Raw genomic sequence first — 23,275 nt, 5'->3', positions numbered from 1 at the left:
GGCACGAGATGTCATCACCTGTGGAGAGCGAACGGTCATGAGAGAAAACACTGCGGCGTGGATCGATGCCCCATACGCCGATCTGACGATTCGGGACGCACCCGCACCCAAGCCGGGCCCGGGGCAGCTGCTGATCGCGGTGCGCGCACTGGCGGTGAATCCGCTGGATGCGATCATCCAGTCCAACGGCCGCCTGATGTACGGGTGGCTGCAGTACCCGGTGGTTCTCGGCGAGGACGTCGCGGGTGTCGTCGTCGAGGTCGGCGATGACGTGGGTGCCTTCGAGGTCGGCGATCGCGTCACGGCGTACGCGATCGGTTTGGAGAAGGGCCGCGACGCTGTGTCCGAGAGCGGCTTCCAGGCATACGTCACCGTCGACGCGAATCTTGCCGCGGCTCTTCCGGACGCAATGGCGTTCGAGGAGGCCGCCGTCCTCCCACTCGCGCTGTCCACTGCTGCAGCCGGCCTCTTCGAAACCGCGCAGCTGGGGTTGGACTACTCCGGCCTCGGGGACTCAGGATCTCGCGACGAGGTCGTCGTGGTGTGGGGTGGTGCGACGGCCGTGGGAGGCAACGCGATTCAACTTGCCCGAGCGGCGGGCTATCGAGTCGTCACGACTGCCTCTGCCCGCAATCACGAACAGATGAAGCGGTTGGGAGCTGAGGCTGCCTTCGACTACCGCGATGCGGACGTTGTCGACCGGATCATCGAGGCTGTCGACGGTTCCGTCGTTGCGGGTGTCCTGGCCATCGCCGTGGGGTCAGCCGAACCGTGCCTGAAGATCGCTCGGGCGACCGGTGCGACGAAGATCGCGATGGCGAGCCCACCCGTGTCGTTCTACGAGCAGCCCCGTCGAGGTGGCCTCTCCCTCACCCGGATCCGCCTGCTCCTGCGCTTGGGAACACGGAGCGCCCTCCTGCAAGTACGCAGCCGTGCCCGCAACATCAGCGCCTCGTTCATCTGGGGAAGCGCCATCTCGACCTCTCCCGTGGGTGCGGCCATCTGGGGCAGCTACCTCCCTGAAGCGCTCGCAACTGGCCGGCATCGCGCCTACCCGGATGCCCACGTTGTCGGAGATGGCCTTTCTGCCCTCCAGGGAGCGATCGACACGCTCCGCGGTGGCGTGTCTGCTCAGAAGCTGGTCGTCACCCTGAACGACGCTGCGTCGGGGGACTCCTGATCACCCGCAGAGGGAAGGGGCACCCGCGGCACACGCAGCGCTTTCTACATGGATGCGAGCGGCTGCGCGTTTTCAGCATTCATGGCAGTCACCGGACGAAGCCACATTGTGGCGAGGGCCGGCGGACCGCATTCGCCCTTCGCTCGAACAATCAGCATTGATCGTGATTGGGGGCCGGTACTAGTGCATGCGCTTGGGGCGTCACTACACTCGAGCCATGTCCGAGCGAAGCAGCGCCTCCTCAGGAGATGATGACGCGACTGCGAATAGCCACAGCCTGAACGGAATCGGTGCCCGGAGCGCAACGAACCGAGGGTATGAAGTCACGCGGCGAACGATGATAACCGCGGGAATATGGTCGGCACCGGTCCTGACTGCCGCCGTTGCAATGCCCATGGCGGCGGCCTCAGAAAATGGGGCAAGAGCAACGCTGGCTTGGGCGCCGACATCAGTGACCGTGTCGCAGTCAACGGCGACGCTGGTGGTCACCATCCCGAGTGGATGGGAGGGTGTGGACAAAAGCGGCTATGTGGTGATCCGCGGTATGCCCTACTACAACGTCCGCACGATCAGCTCGTCGTGGGCTCCGCGACTGAATTTCCCGAACATCGAACAGGCCTACTTTTCCGACCCGGGCGAGTCTCGCCTGCCCTCCGGGCGATTCGAGTTCGTCGTTGATTTCCCCGTCTGGAACCCCGAAGACGCCGCTCTCGGGTCAGCAAGCGCTTCCCTTATCTACTGGGACCCGGTCACGTCGTCAAGCGTCGTCACCCCTGCGCCCGAGCTGCCGCTGACCGGCTACTGAGAGGCGCTCGACGAACCGCCGCCACCCATCGACAACGCCCACAGAGCTCAGGGTGTTGCACTCGCCATCTGGTTCCGGCGTACCCACGGGTGCGGCTCAGTTGTCCTCGTCGGGCAGAACGAGCGAGTCCTCGGTGATGGGTGAGGGCACAGCAAGCAGGGAATCGAACTCGACCACCGGCGCACCTGTCGCATCGCAGGGCTGATCACCCGACACGGTGTCGAACAGCACCAGATCGGCGCCCTGGTGGGAGAGGAGATAGGAAGTCCTTCAGCCACGCCTCGGATCCAGCTCTGGCTCATGGAGACTGGGGGAGCGGGACACTCCGACCCCGTCTCCACCATGCAGGGCTGCGCCCGATGTCGATCAGCCGGCCGTGCGCGAACAGCACGCGCGCCCTTCGGCCTACGCTCGTGAGATGAGTCCGTTCCTCCCTGGTGCCCGCGGAACACAGCCCTGCCCGAACTGCGGCACCCACGTCGTCCAATCCGATCGGTACCCCGAATACCTGTGCCTCGAATGCGAGGCTCGCGCAGTAGATGCGAACGGTGCACGCGTGACTGGATCGAACGCGTCGTTCAGCGGCGGGTTCGTGTTGCACTGGCCAAACGGCGAGCACGAACCGCTGCCCTGCATTTCGGCGCGGGTGTGGGTTGACGGACGCGAGTGGGACTACTCCGAAGCACGATTCGGCGGGGTCCTGATCACGCCAGTGCGAGAGCACTAACCAACGTCATGCCATCAAACGAGGATAGAAAGATGCTCACGCTGCTCGTGAGCCTAGGAGCAGCGGTCATGCTCGTGTGGTTCATGCTGACCAGCGGAGTTTTGGGGCACGTTCTCGACCCAGGGTAGGGCGAATCGATGCGAAAGTATGCTCGCAAAACCCAGAGGTTTGGAGACCGTCTCACTACGTTCTCCAAACGCCCCAGTCAAGGCTGACACCAGCCGTGATACACCTACGGCGCTCGGGACCCGCTGTCTGGGGAACAGTCACTGAGCATAGGATTTTCGGGTGCCGGTAGCGATACGAAATGCAACTCATTCAGACCTATCTCAAGCGGCAGCCACCCTTGCTGCCGCTTTCGATTCGTACCCGTGGACGCGCTGGAGCATTCCAGACGACGACTACTCAGCTCGACTCACGCAACTCCAGGCCATCTACCTGACGCATGCGCTGCAGCACGGCGTCGTCGTAGTCAGCGACGATCTCGCCGGAGTCGCCGCCCTGCTCCCACCCGGGGTCCCCGACCCTGCCGAGTCTCTACAGGTTGAAATCACCGAGCTCATGGGCGATCGTCTCGACGCTGTATTCGGGGTCGAGTTGCCCCCCAGGCTCGAGAAATCATGGGACCTCGCGACGATAGGAGTGCGTCCTGAGCGGGCTGGGCAGGGCCTGGGTTCTCGACTCCTTGAAGAATGCTTGCGTCAGGTAGCCATGTCGCCATCCCCACGCATCTCCCTCGAAACCTCTGCAGAACGGAACGTCTCCCTCTACAGGCGACACGGCTTCGAGGTCGGTCACGAGACGCAAATCGCGGATGGGCCTCTCGTCTACACGATGAGTATCGAGCTCTAGCCAGGGACGCACGGCGAGCTTCGCGGCGCTCTCCCTCCCCGGTCCCACGTTGTCGCAGAACCCATGGGTTGCGAGAATGAGGGTGATCCCCACGAGTACGTGTTTCCGCACCACCTCCCGCTAGTCGTCGTGAACACACCGCCGGACCGTGTCCGCCCTAGGCCAGCTCGAGGGAGAGTATGGTGCGGTGAGCACCCATTTCGACAAAACGTTCCGGGCCGATCCGCGGTTTGCGCGCAAACGAGTCGCAGGTCTCACCTGGTTCGGGATCGCGCTCATCCTGGCGGGCTTCGTCTGCATCGTGTTCACTGCGCAGAACTTCATCCCTCTCGCCGAGTGGGCCCGCGAGGGAGGCGAGGACTCGGCACTGGTTCGCAATCGCATGGCGGGCATCACGCCGCTTGTCATGATCGCGATCGAACTCGTTGGCATCGCTTGGGGGGTGTACCTCCTCATCGTCGGCGCTCGCCCGTGGCATGTCGCTGCGACCGGGACCCGGCTGCGCAAGCGCTACTACGGCTTCCATCTCAGCGATCAGACCTTCTTTCACGAGGCGCACCGGCGATTCGCGACCGGTGATCCGTCAGTGTTCGCGCCCTTTCCTCACCAAGTAGATGGCGGGCAGACGGTCGTGATGATCTGGACAGCCGACGCCGACCAGACCGCGTTCGTCGGCATCTCCTGGGACCAGAATCGGCGACGCACGCACAATCTGCCACTCATCTCGCACACTGGCCCGCGCTATCAGGCACTCGACGCCGCGCTCCGGAACAAGCTGTACAAGCCGCTGCCCGACGAGCACAATCCACTGCTGCGCCCCGGCACTCGACCAGCAGACTGAGCGAGCCGATCAGCCGCCGAACGAGTCCAGCGGTGTCCGCTGCCCTTCTCGAAACTCGTCTAGGGCCCGCTCGAAGGAGTACGACGAGGACCGGTAGAGCACGGATCCATCGTGCGCGACGAGGATCATGCCGCCGCCGCGAATCGATCGGAACACCGCGACTCCCCCATCGAACGGGGCCGCGGACACGGGATCATCAAAGACCTTCCCCCGCTTCTCGTTGAGGGAGCAGAAGAGACGAAATCCCGAGTCCGCGAGTCGGCGGTCCGATGCCGAGAGCCGTCCCCAATCGACCGAGGGTGGCACGGCATCCCCACGGCTGACGGGAACGAGGATGGGCGATAGGGCCGGTGATCCCGCCGCGTCGAGGTACGACTCGCGGATCTCCTGCGGCGTCGAGCGCAGCAGGTGGGTGAAGTCGCGGGCATCCCTTGCTGCGGTGATTCCAGCATCGGCGATCTCGATGCCCCGTTCGGAGCCCTCTGTCCCGCGCACGGACACCCACCCGGGTGCGACGGGCTCAAACCGCAGGCCTTCCGCGATCTCGACGGGAGGAGCGGGCTCGACGAGGAGGGGGAGCCTGAGCTCGGGAGCGTGCCGGGCAGCCGGACCGAACTGCAGCAGCAGATAGCGCTCAACGTCTTCGGCGCCGCGAGCTCGCATCCTCGTGTCATGTAGGCCACGGGAGTACCGGCGGACGCACCACCATCCGTCAGCGTCCGAGACTTCATAGCCGGTCTCGAAGTCACCGACGAGCACCGTGTCGCCACGTGCGGTCACCTCGGCGCCGCCGAGCGCGACGAACTCCCGGAAGGCCGTCGAGAACAGCCACTCGGGCGACCACGACAGAACGACGGGCGGGTTCACCTGGGGTTGACCGACGTCGAAGACGGGAGATCCGTGTGGGTCCAGCAGTGCTCGTCGAAGGGTCCCGAGGGGCACGGCCATGAGGTGACTGAACGTTCGGGGCTCCCAGGGAACCCCGCGAAGGAAGATCACTGTTCGGCTCGGATCGGCCACGTTCCAGAGACGAACGTTTCCCTTGCCGTCGGTCGCCGACTCGGTGCCAGCGGCGAGCGCTGGCTGAGTGCTTGTCGCCAGCAGCCCGAATCCACGCGTCCCCCGGACTGATGCGTTGCCGATGAGGAAGGTCAGGTAGCGCTCGACGTCCTCGAGCCGTGACGCCTGAAACTCCGTGACATAGCTTCCCGATCGCGACGCTCCGGCCACCAGATAGCCGGCATCGCTTGATCGGACTCGGTGGCGCTCCTCGCCACCCCTGCTCCACACTTCGACGTCCTCATCGTCGCTGCCGACCGCGTACCCAGCCAGCCCGATGAACTCGGCGAACATCGACGAGGGACCGAGTGCGTTGAGAAGCGTCACGCAAGCGACGGTAGCGTGCCCGGGCCGAGGGAACCCTGCCGGGTCTACCCGACCCCACCGTGCCTCGAGTGCCTGCAGTCGAGGCTCATCGCTGGGGTTTACTCGGCCGCGTGAAGCAATGTGGTCGATGCAGCTCCTTGTAGGCGGTGCATCTGTCTCAGAACCTCCTTCGTCTCGAAACCCATGGGTTTTGCGATGTCTCACTGGAAGGTATCTGCGCCCGAGAGCTCGACCGAGGAGGGGCGCGGCCGATCTGACACCTGACGTGGGACCCTGTTCTCATGATCCGAGTGACTTGCAGCGTGACAGAACTCGAAGAAGACGGCGAGATAATCGCAGTTGGCGACAGAATCGAACGCCTAGCCGAGAAGGCGACCTGGCAGTACTACGGCAACGAACTCGACGAAATCTGTTGGCACTTCGACCAATACGCTCCACTACACAGCGCGTCGCCATGGTCGATTCTTGGAACCGTTGCATCGATAAGCGCCGTCTACGTCAGACTCGCCCTGACAGGTGCTCGAGAGCAGATCCTTCGCCCGGAACCCGGATCAGCGCATCTCGAGGAAGTTCTTACAACACGGAACACGCGAAACCCTCAACGAGAACACGAGCAACGCGAACTGGCGAAGCATGACCCTCCGGCAGGTGCGACTGGCTGGTACGGGCCCGAGACTCTCCGAGCGAACGAAGGTGACGAGAATCTGACCGGGTGGCTCATCACGCTCGTCGACGAGCGGGTACAGCCAGTCGACCCCTGGGTCCTCTGATTCTCAGAAGCCATGGGTTTTGCGACAAGAGGGTTTTGAGACATGCCGGCTGCCGGAACCGCCCCCGGTGCCGATCTCGCGGACAAGAGTTCCTCGGGAGTGGTTCGGCATCAACTGGCGGCCACCGTGTCTCGGACTGCTAATAGTTGTTGACACGCGGATAGCCGCTTCCTGCCCAAGGAGATTGGGGCGTCCTCCTTCGAAGGGTGTTTAAGCATCGCGACGGAGCGTCTGTTGTCTTGCGATCCTCTCTGCCGCCAGTACGCAACCAATGATCACGGTTCCTGCTATGAGCAGGGGTGGCGTAGTGAGTTCTGTCTGCGCGAGAAGGGCCGTGGGTGTCCAGCTTGCTGTTGCGCCCACTTGGTTGAGGAGGGGCAGCGCGAGGAGCAGGACCACGGACACTGCGAGAGTTGCCGCGGTTCGGCGGAAGACGGTCATGAGCAGATAGCCGATGCTCATGGCCATCGCGAGATACAACGATGAGGAAACCCAGACTGTTGCGATGAGCGTCGGGGACAGTGGCCCGATGACCGCAGTGGTGACGATGCCAGCACACGCGAGGCCAAGGGTGTAGCTCGCCACCGCCGCGAGCCCGTCGACCCCAAGGCGGGGCACGGTCAGGTATGAGAGCGTTCGTACGCGAGTGCGGTAGAAGATTGACGAGCCGGGTCTCGTGTCCCACGTCAGCGATGTGATCGCGGTGGCAACGGACAGGATGAGGCCGAGTTGCATGGCACTCTGGTTGTAGAGCGCGATCCCGTCGGCTGGGGTGGCTGCTGAAGCGGTCATGCTGATCTGTTCGGTATTGGCAGCTGCGCTGAAGATCTCCTGCATATGGGTTGCGAGCACTGGTGCCGACAGGCCGAAGAACATGAACGCGACGATCAGACCCAGCAGGAGCCCCGACCGCGTGAGGCGGCGGATCTCAGTGTTTGCGGAGGCAAGAACGGTCTGTCTCATGAGCGGGTACCTCCGATGATCCGAGCGAATGCGGCGTCCAGATCTCGATCCTGGAGTGAAACCTCGAGGAGTGGCGCGGGCAGCTCGGCGATCAGTCGAGGGAGCTCGGTGTCCGCTTGTTCGAAGCTCGGGAACTGCACCCGACAGATCGCGTCGGTGAGGAACCGGATGTGTGCCGTCGGGAATCGTGAGCGGAGTGCCTCTTCCGATGTGCGCGTTTGCTCTGTGGTGAGCGCTGAGGTCAGCCGGATGTTCCAGGTGGGACTGGCGGCGCGTGTGAGCAGCTGCGCCGTCGTTCCGGACGAGACCAGGCGCCCCTCGTTCAGGACTACCACTTGGTCAGCGAGGTGTTCCACTTCGCTGAGTAGGTGACTGGAGAGGAGTATGCACCGGTGCTTTCGTTGCTCCTCAAGCACAGCTCGGATGTCCGCGCGGCCGATGGGGTCGAGCGCGCTGTTGGGTTCGTCGAGGATGAGCACGTCAGGATCCAGCACCAGTGCAGACGCCAGACCGAGGCGCTGGAGCATCCCTCGAGAGAAGTTCGCGACACGGCGTGCCTCAACCTTCTTCAACCCGCAGAGCCGCAGGGCGTCCCGCGGCGCGATGCTGCTGCGTGCACCGGACATCAACGCGGAGTTTTCGACCACTTCGCGGGCCGTGAGCCACGACTCGAACTCGGGGACATCGGGGCAGTACGCCGTTCGCGTCCCGGGTGGCGACACGACTTGTCCGGAATCGGGGGAGGCGAGCCCCGCGATGATGGTGAAAAGGACAGTTTTGCCAGCCCCGTTTGGACCTATGACGGCGGTGACACCCTGACTGTTCGCCTGGAACGTGAGGTCGCGGATCCCCGTGCCGTTGGAGAAGATGCGCGTGATGCGATCGACCTGGAGCGCGACGTTGTTGGTGTTCACCGGAGGTCCTCGTCGCGCAGAGGGGCTTCCGAAGTACGGCCGAGAATGAAGTAGGCGATGGCGCCAAACGGGATCACGACGATCGCGATCAGCGCCCAAACCGGTTTGGGCAGATATCGCACATCGGGACGCCGAATCAGATCGACGAGACACCAGCCAAGAAGCAGGATCAAGAGGACAAGAAGAGGGAGGAGCGGGACGACCAGGTCGAGGTCGAGATTCATGGGGTGTCCATTCTGGGGAGACGTGGTCAGCTGCCGAGGATGCGGGTACTTCGAAAGCCCCGCGCCATGAGGTGAACCGTGAGCAAGCTGGCTGCCAGGGCGCCGAGGAACATTGCCCCGAGGGCGGGGAGGGCCAGATCCGGGAGAAGCACTATGGCAGGGAGGCCAAGCAGGGAGGGGGTGATCGCAAAAAGTCGTATCGGGCCCCCATTCATGCCAGCCCGCGATTCGAGACTGCGCGGGTGGAAGAGAGCGCCGCACAGGGTGACGGCCGAAGACCATAATCCCAACGAGAGCGGGAGGACAATGAGCGCAAGCACGAAGGGGAGCGTCACATCCACCACCGTCGAGGTGACAATCAGCGAAGCGGCGGTCGTCGCCGCGAATGCGAGCGTCGCTGCGAGCCACGACACGGCAGCAAGGACGCAGCCGGCAGCGAGGTAGGACAGGAACAGGTCCCGACGCGGCAAGGGCCCTGCCAGCAACACTTCGATCCCACCGCCCTGCACGTCGTCTGCGACGACACCGGGCAACGTCAACGTCGCGATGATCGAGACAAGGGAGCCCAGGAGAATGGGCGTCAGCGAGAACACGAAGGAAGCCACGGGAAGAACTGCCCCCGCGGAATCTTTCACCGTCGCCAACTCGGCCACTCCAGCAGGTATCAAGCCGTCCGCCCCGGACAACGCATTCGCTCCCGGCCCAACTAGGCACGTTAGAAAACCCACCCCAGCCCCGATACCGATCGAGAACAAGAGCAGCGCGGCTCCTTGCTGTATCCAAGCCCGCTGAGTGAACGCGCGGATCGCGAGCGAGCGACGCACCCGTCGCCCCGTCACGCGGCAACCTGCAGATGCCGCAGGATGGTCTGCTCGCTGACAGCGAATCCATCACCGCCGAGCTCCACGATCGAACGACCTCGCACGACCAGGAATCGATCGGCGAGCGCCAACGCCTCGGGCACGCTGTGCGTGGAGTACAGCACAGTTCGCGTCTCTCCCCAAGAACGAAGAAGTGAGCGGACCTGGGAAGCGAACAGAGGGTCGAGCCCGGTCAGCGGTTCGTCGAGCACCACGAACTCTGGATCGCTCATGCTCATACGCGCAAGCTCGACACGCTGACACTGTCCGCGGCTCAGGGACGCCACCCGCCGATGCAAGATCGACCCCAACTCGAACTGAGCCACAATCTCATCAATCCCGCGCATCCTGGCACGTGCCGATGCACGTGAGATGTCGCGCCAGAACATGAGATTCTGCTGCACGGTCAAAGCGCGAGCCACCGCGAGCTCGTGGCCGAGGTACCCCACTCGCGTCCGTACCGCGGCCCCGTCTGCGATGATTTCGCCCAGCACGGAGATTGTGCCGGAAAGGGCGGGAATGATGCCGCAGATCGTGCGCATCAGCGTGGTTTTCCCTCCGCCGTTTCGCCCAAGAAGCGCCGTCACACCGACCCCGATACCGACGTCCACGGGGTCGAGCACCGGAGTCGTGCCGTACCCAACCACGAGCCCGTCCGCAATTGCGGTGAACTGCCCGACTGTCGACATCAGACACCGTCGATCTCGGGGCGGGGCAGCGTTATCGTCGTCAGCGCGCGACGGCGACGACCCCCACCCGGTTGATTCGCCAAAACCTTCCCAAGCGCTTCCATGACCGATGCGAAAAACGCGTCCACTTCCTCATCAGTCGCCCAGAAATCCGCCTGCGCGAAGCTCACCCGATCGTCGATGAGATCCCGCGCCTCACCCTCCACGTACGTATCGAAATCACGAATGACCCCAGAGACGAAGACAGTGAACACCGTCATCAGCTCCTCAGACGACAGCGACCGCAACTCATCCGAACTTGGGTTCGCCAGACTCGCACTAACGCGGTACGAACGCTCACTCGCACCGCGCGCACGACGTTCGTCCGCGACCTCGATGAGCTCGTGCTCGAGCAGGTGCTTGATATGGCGATACAGGGTAGCGATCGGGACATCGCTCAACCGCCCATGCAGTTCGTGAGGCGTCAGCTCGTCACCCGCTAACAACGACTGGACGATACGAAGCCGGATGGGATGGAAGAGCGCAGACGAGGAGACCATGTTCGAACAGTATCATTATCAATACTGATACGAAAGCTGACCAGCAATGACGCGTCGACTCCCGCACGCAGAGCCCCGCGGTGTTAGCCGCCATCCAGCAACCCACACCCAGACCGACTGGCCCCCGTCCTCAGGTTCGCGAAACAGATGGGTTTTGCTACAAGGAGGTTTTGAGACATGCCTTCTTCCGGAACCGGTGTCGATCTCCTTGACATGGGCGACTCAAGGCGGTCTCTTCATCAATTCGCGGCCGACGTGTCTCACGCGACAGCAGCCGCTGGTTACTCCGGTGCGGCGTTGAGGTGCTCGTGCGCCAGTCGCCAGCCAACCTCGGTGCGCACGAAGGCGTTCGTGGCGCGCCCGGAACCTGATAGGGGCGAGCCCGAGGGAGTGCCGGCACACCAGTAGGTGCACGTTACTGTCGCTGCACCCTCGCTGACCGCCACCCACTCGACGTCCTCCGCCCAGTACCGCTCATCCGGAACCGCGGCCCAACTATGTTCGAAGCACTCCCGCACGTCGGGCAATCCGCGACGCTCACTGTCACCGAAGAAGTGGCTGGGGTCCTCGGTCAATACTTGGGCGACGTTTGTGAAGTCGTGCGAGTTTGTCGCCATGAGTTAGTCGTGCAACGCATCCGCGGCCGTTTTGGTGGTCAAGCGAGCCTCTAGCGACCAGAGCATGGGTGCATGTTCTTGATCGAGGTGTCTTGTCACTCGAAACCCGCACCGCTCGTAGAGTCGAACATTTCGTTCGTCGGAGGTTTCGAGTCGCATGGTCCGCGCGCCTCGCCTGCTAGCTTCCTGCAGAGCGAATCGCACCAGCTCTCCTCCAAGACCGTGGCCCTGTGCGTCCGGGCGCACGCCGAGCGTCTCCAGTGACCAGGCACGGGTATCGGGCGTCGAAGTGGACGCGGAAATCCGCTCGATGCGCTCTGCGTGCAGGGCAACAATCTGAGCGACGACCTCGTCGCCTGGAGCGGGTGCATCCGGGGGGAGTACGGCCACGACGCCGCTGAGATCGGCGACGACTCCGACAAAGCCATGGTGATAGGCGTACTTCAGGTAGATGCGCTGCAGTTGCTGCAGTCGTTCGGAGTATCCGCGCTCGGGGACTACCCACCTTGTCCACGGATAGTGTTCGAACGCTTCGGCGAGTGTGTCGGCGGCCGCGTCGAGGTCGTCGTGCCTCGCGAGAGTGATGGTGGCAGTCACGGGTCTACTTTCGTGTCGTCATGGTCTGGTTCGCGCGCGGCGTTCTCGTTTCCCGCGGCGACGATGGCCTGAAGGGCGTTCAAATGCTCGGTGAACGCTGCGCGGCCCTTTGGGGTGATGGCCGCCCAGGTTTTTGTGCGCCGACCGGTGATCTCCTTCGTGACCTCGACGAATCCGGCTTCCGCGAGGGTTGTCAGGGCCTGCGAGAGCGTCGAGTCGCTCACTTCCAGGAGCCCCACCAGAAATCGGAAGTCGACGGTCTCCAGATTGCAGAGAGCTGCGAGCAGGGAGAACCGGACGGGGGAGTGGATGAGCGCGTCGAGGTTCTTGCGCGGATGCGTCATACGCGGGAGCTCGAGAACACACAGGCCGCGATCGGGCTCGCAGCGATGACCCCGGCCAGAACCCACCACCACGGGGAGGTGAGGCCGAAGAGCTGCAGTGCCGGGTCGAGCATGAGCGTGTAGAGAGCGAACCAGGTCGCCATGGCGATACCCATGTTGCGCAGCCCATAGCGCGGAGCTGAGTGGCGAAGGAGGACGGCCTTGAACCAGAGCGATCCAGTTGCCAGCCCAAGGACCAAGAAGGCGGGCCAATACGGAGTGCCAGCGACATCCACCGACAGGGTAAAACTCAGGGCGAACAGCGCCTGCACGATAGCGAACCAGCGAAACCACCGAGTCGCCCGCTTGGCTTGCTTGGTGATCCGCGCCGTCGTGTCAAGTCGTTCTGCAGCCTCGGACATTGGAGCTGAACTTTCAAACATGTGAACACTTTAGGATCACTAAAGCACTCGAGCAAGTCGAGTGTGCAGACACCCACCCTTCGGTGTCGAGAAACTCCCTCCGATACCGAGCCGCACCTCATTGCCACCCAATGGCCGGTCACAACTGGTCGCGCTTATCGCAAAACTCATGGGTTTTGAGGTGTCTCATCAGGCACGGCGCTGAGGCTTCGCCCAACCCGCGAAAATCGACCCCGCGCGGACGCACCTGAGTTGCCCGATCGTCCGACGAGGGCGGTGAAAACGGACTAGGGGAGGGCAGCGAGTCGTTCGACGAACTCGTCGGCAGCGGTCACCTGCTTGCGGAGCTTCGCCTGGCGTTCAAGCGCTTCGCGTCGGATCTCATCGAGTCGAGCTCGGTTTTCGGTGTTCTCCGGATGCGCCTCGAGTTCGTCGACGACGTCCAGCAGCTCGCGCATCTGCTCCAGGGAGTAGCCCATCGGCTTCATCCGACGGATGAGCAGCAAGCGCTCCTCGTCCTCAGCGGTGTACAGGCGAAACCCACCCTCGGTGCGAGCCGAGGGCACAAGAAGGCCGATCTCGTCGTAGTGCCGCAGGGATCGAATGGACATGCCGGTGCGGTCGGCGAGCTTGCCGATCTGCATCGTCTCCTCGGCCATGCGGACACTCCTCTTGGCTTAACTCTCACGTTACGGTAGGTTTGCGTGAGGTTGCGGTTCTCCGCGATCCTCTCACTCTTTCCGAGACGCCTCAGGCTCTCGTGGTGCGCAACGGCGCGTGCTCCCTCGTCCTATTCCTGCACCCACCGAGGAGCTCCCGTGACCACCGTCACCCCTACTTCCGACCCATCAGCCCGCTACCGCATCGAGCCGACCGTGCTGCAGGCGCTGCGCAGCCCCCGCATCCTGACTCGCGAGGTGCTCGCTGGTCTGGTCGTGGCGATCGCGCTCATCCCCGAAGCCATCGCGTTCTCGATCATCGCCGGCGTCGACCCACGGGTCGGCCTCTTTTCCTCGTTCGTGATGGCCGTCGCCATCTCGTTCCTCGGCGGTCGACCCGCGATGATCACGGCCGCGACCGGTGCCATCGCGCTTGTCATCGCGCCCGTCGCCCGCGACTACGGCATGGAGTACTTCATCGCCACCGTCATCCTCGGCGGCCTCATCCAGATCGTCCTCGCCCTGCTCGGAGTCGCGAAGCTCATGCGCTTCATCCCGCGCAGCGTCATGGTCGGGTTCGTGAACGCCCTCGCCATCCTCATCTTCATCTCGCAGGTGCCGCAGCTGCTCGGCGTGCCCTGGCTCGTCTACCCGCTCGTGGTCGCAGGCCTCCTCATCATGTACCTGCTGCCGCGGCTCACGAAGGTCGTGCCAGCGCCGCTGGTCGCGATCGTGCTCCTGACCGGCGCCGCCGTGGTCTTCGGCCTGAACGTGCCCACCGTCGGCGATCAGGGAGAGCTGCCGCGCAGCCTGCCCGAGCTGTTCATCCCGAACGTGCCACTCAACCTGGAAACGCTGCAGATCATCGCCCCGTTCGCCATCGCGATGGCCGTCGTCGGCATCCTCGAGTCGCTCATGACCGCGAAGCTCGTCGACGAGATCACCGACACCCACTCCCGCAAAACTCGCGAGACCTGGGCGCAGGGCGTCGCCAACATGCTCTCCGGTGTCTTCGGCGGCATGGGCGGCTGCGCGATGATCGGCCAGACCATGATCAACGTGAAGGCGTCCGGTGCCCGCACTCGAATCTCGACGTTCCTTGCGGGCGTCTTCCTGCTCGTTCTGGTGCTGGCGCTCGGAAACGTGGTCGCGGTCATCCCCATGGCAGCCCTCGTCGCCGTAATGATCGTCGTCTCCATCGCGACCTTCGACTGGCACAGCATCACCCCCGCCACGCTGAAGCGCATGCCCAAGAGCGAACTCGCAGTCATGCTCATCACCGTCATCGCGACCGTCTGGACCCACAACCTCGCCATCGGCGTCGTCCTCGGCGTCCTCGTCGCCATGGTCCTCTTCGCGCGCCGCGTCGCGCACTTCACCAACGTCACCCGTCGCATCGACGGCGACACCGCCCACTACGACGTGGAGGGAGAGCTGTTCTTCGCCTCCAGCAACGACCTCACCACGCAGTTCGAGTACACGGCAGACCCGGACCGCATCGTCATCGACATGTCCCGCTCGCACATCTGGGACGCCTCCACCGTCGCCGCCCTCGACGCGATCGTCACGAAGTACGAAGCCAACGACAAGACCGTGCACATCGAGGGCATGAACGACGCGACCACCGCCTTCCACCAGCGACTCAGCGGGGGAACGACATCGAGTCACTAACACTCGGACACCTGGAAGCGATGCTCCGTGACGCGCTAGCCCTCGAAACGACTGCCTGACCCCATCGCGAAACCCTAGGGTTACGAGACGTCTCACCTCCGATTTAGGGCCCGGCCCAGGTCGCGCGTGGGTCTAAGTCGCGCGGTTCTCAAAACCATGTGTCACAACTTCATCAACGGACTCATGTAGCCGCCGTCGGTTTTGCGACAGTGCTGAGCCGTCGAGCGGGCCTCGCAGACTTCGCGGCCCGGGCGCCCCACGACTTCCGAACCTTCCACCCAGCGGAAACCCCCGCCCATCGCATCCGCCCGCCCTGCACACTCGTCTCATCCTTCCCAACGACGAGAGGCGTTCGATGACGAGCGACGAGAGCCACGGCCAGACCGCCGAGGCAGGCGAGAGCACCGCGACGGGCGTACGCCAGTCCACGCAGGTGGCGATCATCGGAGCGGGGCCCGCTGGCCTGCTGCTCGGCCACATCCTCGGCCAGGCGGGGATCGACTACCGCATCCTCGAGGCGCGCGACAAGGACTACGTGCTCGGGCGCATCCGCGCCGGCGTGCTCGAACAGGACTCCGTCGACCTCCTCTGCAAGTACGGCCTCGACGCCGACCTCAAGGCCAACGGCCTCACCCACCACGGCATCTACCTGCAGCACGAGGGGGAGCGGCACCACATCGACTTCGCCGAGCTCACCGGCCGCACCGTCACCGTCTACGGCCAGCAGGCGCTCGTCCACCACCTCGTCGCCGAACACGAGCGGCTCGGCTCGCAGCTCATCTTCGAAGCCACCGACGTTCAGCCGACGCAGATCGACGCAACGCAGATCGGCGAGGAACGCGCATCCGTCGCCTACACGGCCCCGAACGGCGAGCGCATCACCCTCGACTGCGACTACATCATCGGCGCCGACGGCTACCACGGCGTCTGCCGCCGCACCTTCCCGGAAGGCACCCTCGAGGTCGCCGAGCGCGTCTACGACTTCGCGTGGCTCGGCATCCTCGCCGACGTCGCCCCCTCCACCGACGACCTCATCTACGCGCTCCACCGCGACGGCTTCGCCATGCACTCCATGCGCTCCACCACCGTCTCGCGCCTCTACCTGCAGGTCAGCCCCGACGACGACATCGCCAACTGGAGCGACGAGCGCATCTGGGAAGCCCTCCAGACGCGCCTCGGCACCGAAGGCTGGACCCTCACCGAAGGCCCCATCACCGAGAAGTCGATCCTGCCCATGCGCAGCTTCGTCGTCTCCACCCTCAACTACGGCCGCCTCTACCTCGTCGGCGACGCCGGCCACATCGTGCCCCCGACCGGCGCGAAGGGCCTCAACTCGGCCATCGCCGACGTCGCCCTCCTCGCCGAAGCCCTCCAAGCCCGCTACGCCGGCGACGACACCGGCCTCGAGCAGTACAGCGACAAAGCACTCGACCGGCAGTGGAAGGTGCAGCACTTCTCGCAGTGGATGACCGACATGCTCCACGTGCACCCCGCCGACGGATCCGCCGAGCAGAGCGCGTTCGACTTCCAACGCCAGCTCGGGCAGATCCGCTACGTCACCTCCTCGCACGCCGCCCAGGTCAGCCTCGCCGAGCAGTACGCCGGCCTCCCGTTCGTGGATGCACGATGAGCGCCCCGCAGGAACAGCCGGAGCAGCTCGACGGCCCCGTCGACTTGCTGGTCACCCAGGCGCACATCTCGCAGCAGATCGCCGGCATGCACGCCGCGCACGCCGACGACACCGGCAGTCACCCGCTGCGCGACTTCGCGCCCTACCGCTCCGTCGCGCTGCGCCACCCCACGCACGAGCTCGTGCGCGCCGACCCCGAGGAGATCGAACTCGTCTCTCCCGCGTTCGGGCACACCGACGTCGCCGCCGAGGAATCCGACCTCACGATCCAGCACAACGGAGAGCCCATCGGCGAGCGCATCATCGTCTCCGGCCGCATCCTCGACGGCGAAGGCCGCCCCGTGCGCGGCCAGCTCGTCGAGATCTGGCAGGCCAACGCCGCCGGACGCTACGTCCACAAGCGCGACCAGCACCCCGCCCCGCTCGACCCGAACTTCACGGGCGTCGGCCGCATCATCACGGGCGACGACGGCGAGTACCGGCTCACCACCATCAAGCCGGGCGCGTACCCGTGGAAGAACCACCGCAACGCGTGGCGCCCCGCGCACATCCACTTCTCGCTGTTCGGCACGCAGTTCACGCAGCGCCTCATCACGCAGATGTACTTCCCCGGCGACCCGCTCTTCGCGCTCGACCCCATCTACCAGTCCATCGTCGACCCAGCCGCACGCGCAAGACTCGTCGCGAACTACGACCATGAGGTCAGCGAGCACGAGTGGGCGATCGGCTACAAGTGGGACATCGTGCTCACCGGCTCGAAGTCCACGTGGATGGAACCGGAGGACACCGACCATGCCTGAACCCACCACCACCGAGGCGGCACCGCTCGGCCAGACGCCGTCGCAGACCGTGGGCCCCTTCTACGGCTACGCCCTGCCCTACGAGCGGGGCGGCGAGATCGCCGCCCCCTGGCGGCCCGACGCGATCCGCCTCCACGGCACCGTCACCGACGGTGCAGGCGAGACGGTTCCGGATGCCATCCTCGAGTTGTGGGGGCTCGACGCCGACGGCCAGCCGGTCGCGCAGCGCGGCAGCCTCGAACGCGACGGCTACACGTTCACGGGATTCGGCCGCGCACCGGCCGACCGCGACGGCCACTACTCGTTCACGACCATCAAGCCAGGGCGACGGGATGCGGGAGCCGCCCCCTACCTGCTCGTCACGATCTTCGCGCGGGGCCTCCTCCACCACCTCTTCACGCGCGCCTACTTCGGCGACCAGCCCGCCGAGAACGAGGCAGACCCCGTGCTCGCCGGCCTGGCCCCCGAGCGCCGCGCCACCCTCATCGGGACCCCGGACGCGCCCGGCAGCTACCGCTTCGACATCCGCCTCCAGGGCGACGGCGAGACGGTCTTCTTCGACTTCGGCCAGGAGCTGTGACCGTGCGCCGGGAAGGTGGGGACGAGCAGGGCTCGCTCGTGCGCGGCATGCTCCGCGTCGAGGCCGAGCTGCTGCTCGCGTGGGCGGCGCTCGAGACGAAGGACGCCACCGCATCCGCACGTGCCGTCGAGACCGCCGACCTCGATGCCGACGCGCTGCGCGACGGCCTCGAGTCGGACGGCGTGATGGTTCCGGAGCTCGTGCGCCAGCTGCGCGCCTCCCTCGCCACCGCCGGCGTCGGGGCCCCGCGCCTGCACGCCGGCGCCACGAGCCAGGACATCGTCGACTCCGCCAGCATGCTGCACGCGCGCGAAGCGCTCGCCGCCGTGCGCGCCGACCTCGCCACGACCGGCACCCGCCTCCAGGGCCTCGCCGACGCCGAACGCCGCTCACCCCGCGTCGCCTACACGCTCGGCCGGCAGGCCGCCGCGAGCACACTCGGCGTGCAGTTCGCGGGCTGGCTCGACGGCGTCACCTCCGCCATCGCGGCCATCGACGCCCTCGACTACCCCGTGCAGTTCGGCGGCGCCGTCGGAACCGGCGAGGCAGCCGACCGGCTCGGGTCCGGCGCGCAGACCACGAGCATCCTGCGGGCGCACCTCGCGGCCGGCCTCGGCCTCGACGACCCCCGCCGCTCCTGGCACGCCGAGCGCACCCCAGTGCTCGCCGTCGCGAGCGCCGCGACGGCCGTGTGCACAGCCCTCGGGCGTATCGGACGCGACCTCGTCACCTCCTCCGGCGAACGCGTCGGCGAACTCTCGCTTGCCGGCGGCGGCGCCTCCTCGGCGATGCCCCACAAGCAGAACCCCGTCGCCACCATCGTCGTCGTCTCGAACGCGCTCCAGGCGCCCGGCCTCCTCGCGACCGTCGCTTCCGCCGCCATCTCCCAGGACGAACGACCGGCTGGCGAATGGCACGCCGAATGGGATGCGCTGCGCCGCCTCCTCGAGCTCGCCAGCGTGTCTGCGCGGCGCCTCGCCGCATCCCTCGACCGCGTCACCGTCGAGCGCGAGACGGCGCGGCACCACCTCGCCGACTCCGCCGTCGTGGGCGCCGACCAGGTCACGCTGCAGGCCGCGAACCGCGTCGTGAACGCCGCCATCAGCCGGTTCCTCTACCAGGACGCCAGCCAGGAGCGGGACACGGACAGCGACGTGGACAGCCACAGCCACAGCCACGTGGACGACAGCACGAACAGCGAGGAGACGGCATGACGATCCCACGGCTCAGGGGCGCCTTCGCCCCCGGCACGCAGCCCGCGGCCCAGAACGAGCTGCTGGTGCTGCTCCCATCGCTCGGCACCACCATGGCGCTCTGGGACGGCACCGTCGAAGCTCTGCGCGCCTCGACGCCCGGCAGCACGCTCCGCATCCTGCGCGTCGACCTCCCCGGCCACGGCTCCAGCCCCGCCGTCGCCGAGCCGTTCACGATCGCCGAGCTCGCGGATGCGGTCCTCGGGGTCGTCGAGGAAGCCGGCGGCGGCGCATTCCACCTCGCGGGGCTCTCCCTCGGCGGCGCCATCGCCCTCGAGCTGGCCCTCGCGCACCCCGAGCGCGTCAAGAGCCTCGCGCTCTTCTGCACCGACTCGAAGATCGGCACCACCGAGGGATGGGAGCAGCGGGCCGCCGCGGTGCGCGCATCCGGAACCGCGTCGCTCGTCACGGGCAGCGCCGAACGGTGGTTCGCGCCCGGCTTCCTCGAACAGCACCCGCTCTCTCCCGCCGCGCGATCACTCTCCACGCTCATCGACATCGACGACGAGTCCTACGCGCGCTGCAACGAGGCGCTCGCCGCCTTCGACCGCACCGCATCGCTCGGCTCGCTGCGCGCACCCGTGCTCGTCGTGAGCGGCGAACACGACGCCGTCACGACACCGGAAGCCATGCAGACGCTCACCGAGCGCATCCCGAACGGCTACCACTCGACCATCGCCGGCACCGCCCACCTCGCCGCGCTCGAAGACCCGGACGCCGCGGCCCGCCTCCTCACGACGCACCTGCGCGCATCTGCCACACCGGCGCGACCCGGCGCGACGAGCGCGCACGAGCAGGGCATGCGCGTGCGCCGCGAGGTGCTCGGCGACGCGCACGTCGACCGCGCCGTCGCCGGAACGACCGCAGAGACCGCGCCGTTCCAGGACTTCATCACCCGCTACGCGTGGGGCGAGATCTGGGCGCGCGACGAGCTGTCCCGCCGCGAGCGGTCCGTCGCGACGCTCGCGAGCCTCGTCACCGGATCGCACGAGGCAGAGATCCGGATGCACGTGCGCGCCGCCCTCACCAACGGCCTCACGCGCGCCGAGATCGCCGAAGTCATCCTGCACACCGCGCTCTACGCCGGGCTGCCTCCCGCCAACGCAGCCCTCGGCATCGCCAAGGAGGTCTTCGCGGGCCTCGACGCCGCCGGTGCCGCCGGCACCGCAGACGCCGCAGACACCGCAGAGTCCCCAGAATCCAGCCCCAACGAAGGAGCAGAACGTGGATAAGACCTACGCCTCGGCGGCCGACGCCGTCGCCGACATCCCGGCGGGCGCATCGCTCGCGGTCGGGGGATTCGGCCTGTCCGGCGTGCCCATCACCCTCATCCGCGCCATCCAGGCGCTCGGCGTCGACGGCCTCGAGGTCGTCTCCAACAACTGCGGCGTCGACGGCTGGGGCCTCGGCGAGCTGCTCTCCGAAGGGCGCATCCGCCGCGTCATCGCGAGCTACATCGGCGAGAACAAGGAGTTCGCGCGCCAGTACCTGTCCGGCGAGATCGAGGTCGAGCTCACCCCGCAGGGCACTCTCGCCGAGCGCCTGCGCGCTGGCGGCGTCGGGGTCCCCGCCTTCTACACGGCGACCGGGGCCGGCACCATGGTCTCCGAGGGCGGGATGCCCATCCGCTACAACTCCGACGGCACCGTCGGCCTCGTCAGCGACCCCAAGGAGCAGCGCCCCTTCGACGTGTTCGGGGCCGCCAAGGAGTACGTGCTCGAAACCGCCATCAGCACCGACTTCGGGCTCGTGCGCGCCGCCGTCGGCGACCGCCACGGCAACCTGCGCTTCGAGAAGTCGACCCGCAACTTCAACCCCCTCGCCGGCATGGCCGGGCGCGTCACGATCGCCGAGGTCGACCGACTCGTCGAGCCAGGCGAGCTCGACCCCGACGAGATCCACCTGCCCGGCATCTACGTCGACCGGGTGGTCGTGCTCACGCCGGAACAGTCCGGTGAGCTGCCCATCGAGAAGACCACCGTCCGGCCGCGTGAAGCAGCCGCAACGACCGCATCCACCGACTCGAGGGGACACGCCTGATGCCGCTGACCAGGAACGAGATGGCCGCCCGCGCCGCCAAGGAGCTCAAGGACGGCTCGTACGTGAACCTCGGCATCGGACTGCCGACGCTCATCCCGAACTACATCGACGACGGCATCGAGGTGGTGCTGCACTCCGAGAACGGCATCCTCGGCGTCGGCCCGTACCCGTGGGAGGGTGAGGCAGACCCGAAGCTCATCAACGCCGGCAAGGAGACCGTCACCGTGCTGCCCGGCGCGTCCTTCTTCGACTCGGCCGCGAGCTTCGGCATGATCCGCGGCGGCCGCGTCACCAACGCCGTCCTCGGCGCCATGCAGGTCTCCGCGCAGGGCGACATCGCCAACTGGGCCGTGCCCGGCAAGATGGTCAAGGGCATGGGCGGGGCCATGGACCTCGTCAACGGCGCCGAGCACGTGCTCGTCGTCATGGAGCACGTCGCGAAGGACGGCTCGCCGAAGATCGTCGAGCAGTGCACCCTGCCCCTCACCGGCAAGGGCTGCATCGACCGCATCATCACGGACCTGGCCGTCCTCGACGTGACGGATTCCGGGCTCGTGCTCGTCGAACTCGCGCCCGGCGTGACGGTCGACGAGGTTCGGGATGCAACCGGGGCCGCCTTCACGGTCGCCGATTCCCTGCAGGAGGTCTCGGCATGACCGAACTCCGCGAAGTCGTCATCTGCTCACCGCTCCGCACGCCCGTCGGGCGGCTCGGCGGCTCGCTCGCGCCGCTCTCGGCTCGTGACCTCGGCGTCGCCGTGCTCGAGGCGCTCGTCGCGCGCAGCGGGCTCGACGTCACCGCCGTCGACTCCGTCATCGGCGCGCAGGGGTACCCCTCCATGGAGTCTCCGGCCTTCGGGCGGGTCGCGGCACTGGATGCGGGCTTCCCCATCACCACGACGGGGTACCAGCTCGACCGCCGGTGCGGCTCGGGACTGCAGGCCGTCATGAATGCGGCGATGGAGGTGCAGACGGGGGTCGCCGACGTAGTCGTCGCCCTCGGCGCCGAATCGATGTCGAACGCTCCCCTCTATACGGAGCAGGGACGCCGCGGCACCCCGCCCGCCGGCCTCATGCTCCACGACGCCCTGGCCCGCGGCCGGGAGACCGTCGGCGGCGTCAACTACCCGAGCCCCGACGGCAACGTGGGCAGCGCCGAGCTGCTGCGTTCCGAGTACGGCATCAGCCGTGAGGCGCAGGACCGCTTCGCCCTGCAGTCGCACCAGCGCGCCGTCGCCGCGCAGGAATCCGGTGCGTTCGACGCCGAGCTCGTGCCCGTCACCGTGCCAGGCCGGAAGGGCGACGTGCTCGTCGACCGGGACGAGCATCCGCGCGCAGACTCGTCGCTCGAGGCCCTCGCCCGACTGCGGCCGATCCTCGGGAAGAAGGACCCGGCATCCACCGTCACGGCCGGCAACTCGAGCGGACAGAACGACGCGGCCGCCGCCTGCATCGTGACGACCCCAGAGCGGGCGGCTGCGCTTGGGCTCACGCCTTCGGTTCGGCTGGTTTCGTGGGCGGTAGCGGGCAACGACCCGCGCCTCTTCGGCGTCGCACCAGTGCCGGCGACGTCGCTTGCGCTGTCGCGCGCGGGCATCGGCCTGGCGGACCTCGACGTGATCGAGCTCAACGAGGCCTTCGCCGTGCAGGTGCTCGCGTGCCTCGCCGACTGGGGCCTCGACGCCGAAGACCCGCGCCTCAATCCGCGCGGCTCCGGCATCTCCATCGGCCACCCCATCGGTGCCACCGGAATCCGCATGCTCGCGACCCTCGCGAACGAGCTACCCGCCCTCGACGCCAGCCTCGCCCTCGAGACCATGTGCATCGGCGGAGGCCAAGCGCTCGCCGCCGTCTTCGAGCGCGTGTAGGCGGCCGGGCGGGGCGCTGGCCCTGCCCCGGCCTGCCCCGCCTGCCGTGCCCCGGCCTGCCCTGCC

The 23,275-nt window shown here is 66.4% G+C and carries 27 protein-coding genes; 14 read left to right on the top strand and 13 right to left on the bottom strand.

Going from position 1 to position 23,275, the window contains the following annotated elements; all coding sequences use genetic code 11:
• Window positions 1-37 precede the first annotated feature (37 nt).
• Window positions 38-1,180, top strand: coding sequence for a zinc-binding alcohol dehydrogenase family protein (locus tag C5E10_RS15815; protein ID WP_104332444.1), 1,143 nt, complete (start codon window positions 38-40; stop codon window positions 1,178-1,180).
• A gap of 217 nt (window positions 1,181-1,397) precedes the next feature.
• Window positions 1,398-1,985 carry a hypothetical protein gene (locus C5E10_RS18945; RefSeq protein WP_146080306.1) on the top strand — a complete coding sequence of 196 codons (588 nt, stop codon included), beginning with the start codon at window positions 1,398-1,400 and terminating at the stop codon, window positions 1,983-1,985.
• A 96-nt stretch (window positions 1,986-2,081) separates the two neighbouring features.
• Here the strand turns inward: C5E10_RS18945 and C5E10_RS19475 are convergent, their stop codons facing one another.
• Window positions 2,082-2,216: a hypothetical protein gene (locus tag C5E10_RS19475; RefSeq protein ID WP_258071175.1), complete on the bottom strand. Its 135-nt coding sequence runs from the start codon at window positions 2,214-2,216 to the stop codon at window positions 2,082-2,084.
• Between the two features lie 784 nt (window positions 2,217-3,000).
• Here C5E10_RS19475 and C5E10_RS15805 point away from each other — a divergent pair.
• Together C5E10_RS15805 and C5E10_RS15800 are read left to right on the top strand one after the other, a co-directional pair.
• Window positions 3,001-3,564 (top strand): N-acetyltransferase, encoded by a 564-nt coding sequence (locus tag C5E10_RS15805; RefSeq protein ID WP_104332442.1) that lies wholly within the window; start codon window positions 3,001-3,003, stop codon window positions 3,562-3,564.
• A gap of 187 nt (window positions 3,565-3,751) precedes the next feature.
• Window positions 3,752-4,405, top strand: a complete 654-nt coding sequence (locus tag C5E10_RS15800; RefSeq protein ID WP_104239815.1) for a hypothetical protein — start codon at window positions 3,752-3,754, stop codon at window positions 4,403-4,405.
• 9 nt (window positions 4,406-4,414) lie between these two features.
• On the opposite strand, the gene C5E10_RS15795 is transcribed toward C5E10_RS15800, so the two are convergent.
• Window positions 4,415-5,791, bottom strand: coding sequence for an Imm61 family immunity protein (locus C5E10_RS15795; protein ID WP_104332441.1), 1,377 nt, complete (start codon window positions 5,789-5,791; stop codon window positions 4,415-4,417).
• Window positions 5,792-6,093: 302 nt separating this feature from the next.
• On the opposite strand from C5E10_RS15795, the gene C5E10_RS18940 reads away from it, so the two are divergent.
• A complete protein-coding gene (locus tag C5E10_RS18940) occupies window positions 6,094-6,561 on the top strand; it encodes a hypothetical protein (RefSeq protein WP_146080305.1) in 468 nt (155 codons plus the stop codon).
• A 210-nt stretch (window positions 6,562-6,771) separates the two neighbouring features.
• Here C5E10_RS18940 and C5E10_RS15790 read toward each other — a convergent pair whose 3' ends face one another.
• The 11 genes from C5E10_RS15790 to C5E10_RS15740 all read right to left on the bottom strand — a co-directional run bounded on the left by C5E10_RS15790 (window position 6,772) and on the right by C5E10_RS15740 (window position 13,368).
• A complete protein-coding gene (locus C5E10_RS15790) occupies window positions 6,772-7,524 on the bottom strand; it encodes an ABC transporter (protein ID WP_104332440.1) in 753 nt (250 codons plus the stop codon).
• Window positions 7,521-8,438 carry an ABC transporter ATP-binding protein gene (locus C5E10_RS15785; RefSeq protein ID WP_104332439.1) on the bottom strand — a complete coding sequence of 306 codons (918 nt, stop codon included), beginning with the start codon at window positions 8,436-8,438 and terminating at the stop codon, window positions 7,521-7,523. The genes C5E10_RS15790 and C5E10_RS15785 overlap by 4 nt, the downstream gene beginning before the upstream one ends.
• Window positions 8,435-8,662, bottom strand: coding sequence for a PLD nuclease N-terminal domain-containing protein (locus C5E10_RS15780; RefSeq protein ID WP_104332438.1), 228 nt, complete (start codon window positions 8,660-8,662; stop codon window positions 8,435-8,437). Before C5E10_RS15780 ends, C5E10_RS15785 begins: the two co-directional genes overlap by 4 nt.
• Window positions 8,663-8,688: 26 nt before the next feature.
• Window positions 8,689-9,267: a hypothetical protein gene (locus C5E10_RS15775; protein ID WP_146080304.1), complete on the bottom strand. Its 579-nt coding sequence runs from the start codon at window positions 9,265-9,267 to the stop codon at window positions 8,689-8,691.
• 230 nt (window positions 9,268-9,497) lie between these two features.
• Window positions 9,498-10,211 carry an ABC transporter ATP-binding protein gene (locus C5E10_RS15770; protein WP_104332436.1) on the bottom strand — a complete coding sequence of 238 codons (714 nt, stop codon included), beginning with the start codon at window positions 10,209-10,211 and terminating at the stop codon, window positions 9,498-9,500.
• Entirely contained in the window at window positions 10,211-10,750 is a 540-nt protein-coding gene (locus C5E10_RS15765) for a helix-turn-helix domain-containing protein (RefSeq protein ID WP_104332435.1), read from the bottom strand. The genes C5E10_RS15770 and C5E10_RS15765 overlap by 1 nt, the downstream gene beginning before the upstream one ends.
• 281 nt (window positions 10,751-11,031) lie before the next feature.
• The gene (locus C5E10_RS15760) at window positions 11,032-11,367 is read right to left on the bottom strand and encodes a nuclear transport factor 2 family protein (RefSeq protein WP_104332434.1); all 336 of its coding nucleotides are present in this window, start codon (window positions 11,365-11,367) and stop codon (window positions 11,032-11,034) included.
• A gap of 3 nt (window positions 11,368-11,370) precedes the next feature.
• Complete coding sequence (locus tag C5E10_RS15755; protein ID WP_104332433.1) at window positions 11,371-11,964, bottom strand: GNAT family N-acetyltransferase; 594 nt, start codon at window positions 11,962-11,964, stop codon at window positions 11,371-11,373.
• Window positions 11,961-12,308, bottom strand: coding sequence for a transcriptional regulator (locus C5E10_RS15750; RefSeq protein WP_104332432.1), 348 nt, complete (start codon window positions 12,306-12,308; stop codon window positions 11,961-11,963). Before C5E10_RS15750 ends, C5E10_RS15755 begins: the two co-directional genes overlap by 4 nt.
• Window positions 12,305-12,730, bottom strand: coding sequence for a hypothetical protein (locus C5E10_RS15745; protein ID WP_181062802.1), 426 nt, complete (start codon window positions 12,728-12,730; stop codon window positions 12,305-12,307). The genes C5E10_RS15750 and C5E10_RS15745 overlap by 4 nt, the downstream gene beginning before the upstream one ends.
• Window positions 12,731-12,996: 266 nt before the next feature.
• Window positions 12,997-13,368, bottom strand: coding sequence for a MerR family transcriptional regulator (locus C5E10_RS15740; RefSeq protein ID WP_104332431.1), 372 nt, complete (start codon window positions 13,366-13,368; stop codon window positions 12,997-12,999).
• 159 nt (window positions 13,369-13,527) lie between these two features.
• On the opposite strand from C5E10_RS15740, the gene C5E10_RS15735 reads away from it, so the two are divergent.
• The 9 genes from C5E10_RS15735 (at window position 13,528) to C5E10_RS15695 (ending at window position 23,209) form a co-directional block, all read left to right on the top strand.
• Window positions 13,528-15,039, top strand: coding sequence for a SulP family inorganic anion transporter (locus tag C5E10_RS15735; protein ID WP_104332430.1), 1,512 nt, complete (start codon window positions 13,528-13,530; stop codon window positions 15,037-15,039).
• A gap of 355 nt (window positions 15,040-15,394) precedes the next feature.
• A complete protein-coding gene (locus C5E10_RS15730) occupies window positions 15,395-16,669 on the top strand; it encodes a 4-hydroxybenzoate 3-monooxygenase (protein ID WP_104332429.1) in 1,275 nt (424 codons plus the stop codon).
• Window positions 16,666-17,469: a protocatechuate 3,4-dioxygenase subunit beta gene (pcaH, locus tag C5E10_RS15725; protein ID WP_104332428.1), complete on the top strand. Its 804-nt coding sequence runs from the start codon at window positions 16,666-16,668 to the stop codon at window positions 17,467-17,469. The genes C5E10_RS15730 and pcaH overlap by 4 nt, the downstream gene beginning before the upstream one ends.
• Window positions 17,462-18,049: a protocatechuate 3,4-dioxygenase subunit alpha gene (gene pcaG, locus C5E10_RS15720; RefSeq protein ID WP_104332427.1), complete on the top strand. Its 588-nt coding sequence runs from the start codon at window positions 17,462-17,464 to the stop codon at window positions 18,047-18,049. The genes pcaH and pcaG overlap by 8 nt, the downstream gene beginning before the upstream one ends.
• A 2-nt stretch (window positions 18,050-18,051) precedes the next feature.
• Window positions 18,052-19,263 carry a lyase family protein gene (locus tag C5E10_RS15715; RefSeq protein ID WP_146080303.1) on the top strand — a complete coding sequence of 404 codons (1,212 nt, stop codon included), beginning with the start codon at window positions 18,052-18,054 and terminating at the stop codon, window positions 19,261-19,263.
• A complete protein-coding gene (pcaC, locus tag C5E10_RS15710) occupies window positions 19,260-20,534 on the top strand; it encodes a 4-carboxymuconolactone decarboxylase (protein ID WP_104332425.1) in 1,275 nt (424 codons plus the stop codon). Before C5E10_RS15715 ends, pcaC begins: the two co-directional genes overlap by 4 nt.
• Complete coding sequence (locus tag C5E10_RS15705) at window positions 20,527-21,342, top strand: CoA transferase subunit A (RefSeq protein WP_104332424.1); 816 nt, start codon at window positions 20,527-20,529, stop codon at window positions 21,340-21,342. The genes pcaC and C5E10_RS15705 overlap by 8 nt, the downstream gene beginning before the upstream one ends.
• Window positions 21,342-21,998 carry a CoA transferase subunit B gene (locus C5E10_RS15700; RefSeq protein WP_104239807.1) on the top strand — a complete coding sequence of 219 codons (657 nt, stop codon included), beginning with the start codon at window positions 21,342-21,344 and terminating at the stop codon, window positions 21,996-21,998. Before C5E10_RS15705 ends, C5E10_RS15700 begins: the two co-directional genes overlap by 1 nt.
• Window positions 21,995-23,209: an acetyl-CoA C-acetyltransferase gene (locus C5E10_RS15695; RefSeq protein ID WP_104332423.1), complete on the top strand. Its 1,215-nt coding sequence runs from the start codon at window positions 21,995-21,997 to the stop codon at window positions 23,207-23,209. Before C5E10_RS15700 ends, C5E10_RS15695 begins: the two co-directional genes overlap by 4 nt.
• Window positions 23,210-23,275: the final 66 nt, after the last annotated feature.

Origin of the sequence: Pseudoclavibacter sp. RFBG4, from assembly GCF_002931515.1 — a bacterium.
Taxonomy (GTDB): domain Bacteria; phylum Actinomycetota; class Actinomycetes; order Actinomycetales; family Microbacteriaceae; genus Pseudoclavibacter.
Note: the sequence above shows the minus strand (reverse complement) of the source record. Positions and strands in the feature narration are given on the sequence as shown.